This is a genomic window from Thioalkalivibrio versutus, assembly GCF_001999325.1.
Taxonomy (GTDB): domain Bacteria; phylum Pseudomonadota; class Gammaproteobacteria; order Ectothiorhodospirales; family Ectothiorhodospiraceae; genus Thioalkalivibrio; species Thioalkalivibrio versutus.
In genome coordinates, this window is sequence record NZ_MVAR01000021.1 from 1 (window position 1) to 3,689 (window position 3,689).

Here is a 3,689-nt window from a genome sequence, read left to right on the forward strand (position 1 = left end):
GGCAGATCGGACATCGGCGTGGGCCTGCCCCTCGGTCGCGGCGAGTCGGGCGGCGGCGGCATCACGCCGATGTCCGATCTGCCCCCATAGCGGGAGCGGCTGGGTGACGGCAATCGCGCTCAGCGCGTAACCGCCGCGCTGGTCTTCCAGCCCCATGCGGTCCGATGCCTCGGCCTCCAGTGTCGGGTTGGGCCAGCGCCCCGCCTGATCCCGCGCGCCGCGCTGGGCGTCAATGCGGTGTTCGAAGGCCTCGGCCTCGGGGGCCACGGACAATCCGTGAGTGACCGCCCGGTCCAGGGTCCAGCGTCCCGTGTCCGCGAGCGCAGCGGGTATGCAAAGCAGTCCGATCAGTCCAGCGACCGACCAGGCAAAAACCGAATACGGCATGGGAAGCACTCCCCATTGATGACAATCCAGGCTGCGCCCCCGGGGAGGCGTCAGCGCGCTACGTTCGAATCAATGGGTCAGGCGGGCGGCCCGCGCAGGGGTGGTGCGAGCCAGGGAGGGGATGCGCGAAGGGGGTGGGTAAGGTCCGCGATGCGAGGAGGTGCGCGCGGGGTCGCCACGGACCGGTCGCCGGCCGTTGTTGGCAGCGCCGCGCCGGGCAGATCGATAACGGTTACCGGCTTGCCAGTGGCCTGCGGAGTCAGGTCGACCTCGGCCGACTCGTCGTGATGGTGGGCGTGCCCGGAATCGTGCGCCGCATGCGGCGATGCGTCGTGCGCGTCGCCCACGTGCAGGTGCAGCCCCGCCCCCTGCAGCAGGGGCACGGACAGCACCAGGCTCAGGACCAGCAGGGCGTGCAGCCACGTATGACGGTTGGCAGTGCGCATCGCGCCGCAATCTACGCCGGGACCCGGACGAGGGCAAGACGCCACGCGTGCATGGGTTGCGCAAACGGCGCGCTGGGGGCCAGTTTCAGCCGGACATCGCCGGGTAGTCGGTGTAGCCGTGTTCGTCGCCGCCGTAGAAGGTGGCTTCGTCCCACTCGTTGAGCGGGGCGCCCTGGCGGAAGCGCTCGGGCAGGTCCGGGTTGGCGATGAACGGGCGGCCGAAGGTGACCAGGTCACAGCGGCCGGCATCGATGCGTTCGCGGGCCTCGTCGGCGCTGTAGGCGCCGTTGCCGATGTAGGTCCGGCTGAAGCGCGAGCGGATGGCGTCGATGATGGATTCCGGGCGGCCGGTTTCGTGGTTGCCCTGGAAGGAGTCCTCCACCACCTCGATGTAGGCGATGCCGGTGGCGTCCAGGGCCTCGGCGAAGGCGCTGTAGGTCGCCAGCGGATCATCATCGTGCATGCCGTTGAAACTGCCGGTCGGGCTCACGCGGATGCCCACGCGCTCCGGCCCCCAGATCTCGATCACCGCGCGCACCACCTCCAGCGGCAGACGGATGCGGTTCTCCACCGAGCCCCCGTAGGCGTCGGTGCGGTGGTTGCTGCCACTGCGGATGAACTGGTCCAGCAGGTAGCCGTTGGCGGCGTGGATCTGCACCCCGTCGAAACCCGCCGCCTTGGCATTCTGCGCGCCCTGGCGATACTGCTCCACGATGCCCGGCAGCTCGTCGAGTTCCAGCGCGCGCGGCTCCAGTACTTCAACCATGCCGGATTCGGCACTGATGAAGGTATAGGCGCCCTCCGGCTGGATCGCGGAAGGGGCGACTGGCTTCTGACCGTCGGGTTGTAGCTCCGGGCGCGAGATGCGGCCGACGTGCCACAGCTGCGCCTGGATGCGTCCCCCGGCGCCATGCACGGCCTCGGTGACCTTGCGCCATCCGTCCACCTGCTCCTGCGAGTGGATGCCCGGGGTGAACGCATACCCCTTGCCCTGCGGCGAGACCTGCGTCGCCTCGCTGATGATCAGGCCGGCACCGGCACGCTGCGCGTAGTACTCGGCGTTCAGATCAGTGGGCACGTCGCCTGGCTGCCCGGCGCGCGAGCGCGTCAGCGGGGACATCAGCACCCGGTTCGGCAGCTCCAGCGGGCCCAGGCTGTACGGGCGAAAAAGCGCGTCATCGTGCTTGGTCATGGGGTCTTCCTTTGGGTTCGTATCGATCCGTGCTGCGAGTCGGACCCGGATCAACCGAACACGTTCCTTTCAGACGGGAGCATTCCGCTGATTCACGGTCGGACACCCGGTTCGGCCGCCTCGATCAGGGCACGGGTGCGCTCGGCGATGTAGTGTGCGGGGCGGGCCAGGGCCTGGTCCAGGGTGATGCTGCCGTCGCACAGGGCGCGGGCGTCGCTCAGGCCGAAGTCGGCGATCTCGGCCTCGTCGCAGGCGATGGCGCCGGCGATCGCCACCACGGGGACCCGCAGTTCCCGGGCGCGGCGCACGACTTCTGCTACCACCTTGCCGTGCGAGGTCTGGCCGTCCAGCTGGCCCTCGCCGGTGATGACCAGGTCGGCCTCGCGGATCGCGGCATCCAGCCCGATCAGTTCGGCCAGGTAGCCCGCGCCCATGCGCGCGCTACCGCCGAGGACGCAGTCCAGTGCGAAGCCCAGTCCGCCGGCGGCGCCGGCGCCCGGGGTGTCGGTGGGACGATGGAGGTGCCCGGCGGCATCAATGCAACGGGCCAGGTGCTCCATGTGCCCATCCATCGCCGGGATGTCGGCCGCCTTCAGGCCTTTTTGCGGGCCGAATACCGCCGCCGCGCCATGCGGCCCGGTCAGCGGGTTGTCGACATCGTTCAGCACGGTGATGTCGATGCGGCCCAGGCGTGGCTCCAGTGCGTCGAAGTCGACCCGCGCGAGATCGGCCAGGCCCGCCGGGTGGGGCGCAAGCGCGTGTCCCTCGGCATCCAGGAAGCGCACGCCCAGGGCGGCCAGCATGCCCGCGCCGCCATCCACCGTGCCGCTGCCGCCGAGGCCGATCATCAGGTGTTCGGCGCCGGCGTCCAGGGCCGCCCGCATTAGCTCGCCGACGCCGAAGCTATGGAGCTGCCAGGGGTCGTGCCGGTCGTCGGGGATTCGGTCCAGCCCGCAGGCGGAGGCGACATCGATCACGGCCCGCTGCTCGCGGTGATCGCAGCCCCAGCCAGCGCTCAGGTGGGCGCCGGTGGGGCCGGTCACATCCGACAGGTGCCAGGCCCAGCCAAGGGTGTGGCTGACCAGCCGCGCCGTCCCCTCGCCGCCATCCGCCATGGGCAGGGAGCGTACCCGGGCATCCGGTCGGGCGGCGTGTACCCCGCGGGCCATGGCGGCGGCCACGTCCTCGGCCTCCAGGCTGCCCTTGTAGCTGTCCGGGCAAACGACGACCCGCAGTCGTTCAGACAAAGATCAGGCCCAGGATGTAGATGGTGATCATCGCGCTGATGCCCTGTAGCAGCGTGGCGGTGGTGAACACCTTGTACGCGGTGGACACCTTCATGCGGCTGAACTGGGTGACCACCCAGAAGAAGCTGTCGTTGGCGTGCGAGACGGTCATCGCACCGGCACCCACGGCCATCACGGCCAGGACCATGCCCATGGTCGAATCCAGCCCCAGCGAGGCCAGCATCGGCGCGATCATGCTGGAGGCGGTGACCAGTGCCACAGTGGACGAGCCCTGGGCGGACTTCAGCGCCGCCGCGATCAGGAACGGCACCAGCAGGCCCAGGCCCAGGCCGCTCAGCAGGTCACCCAACTGGTCGCCGATCGGCGTCTCGCGCAGCACGTTGCCAAACGCGCCCCCGGCCCCGGTGATCAGGATGA

Annotated in this window: 5 protein-coding genes; all 5 read right to left on the reverse strand. The window is 69.9% G+C overall.

Going from position 1 to position 3,689, the window contains the following annotated elements; genetic code table 11:
• A partial coding sequence (locus tag B0684_RS08195) for a TolC family protein (RefSeq protein WP_158077141.1) occupies positions 1-387 on the reverse strand: 387 nt, incomplete at its 3' end.
• A gap of 77 nt (positions 388-464) precedes the next feature.
• The gene (locus tag B0684_RS08200) at positions 465-833 is read right to left on the reverse strand and encodes a hypothetical protein (RefSeq protein WP_018650492.1); all 369 of its coding nucleotides are present in this window, start codon (positions 831-833) and stop codon (positions 465-467) included.
• 85 nt (positions 834-918) lie between these two features.
• Entirely contained in the window at positions 919-2,025 is a 1,107-nt protein-coding gene (locus B0684_RS08205) for an alkene reductase (protein ID WP_018650491.1), read from the reverse strand.
• 92 nt (positions 2,026-2,117) lie between these two features.
• Positions 2,118-3,260 carry a glycerate kinase gene (locus B0684_RS08210; RefSeq protein WP_077277009.1) on the reverse strand — a complete coding sequence of 381 codons (1,143 nt, stop codon included), beginning with the start codon at positions 3,258-3,260 and terminating at the stop codon, positions 2,118-2,120.
• 4 nt (positions 3,261-3,264) lie between these two features.
• Positions 3,265-3,689 (reverse strand): GntT/GntP/DsdX family permease (locus B0684_RS08215; RefSeq protein WP_143592453.1); only part of this gene is annotated, 425 nt, incomplete at its 5' end.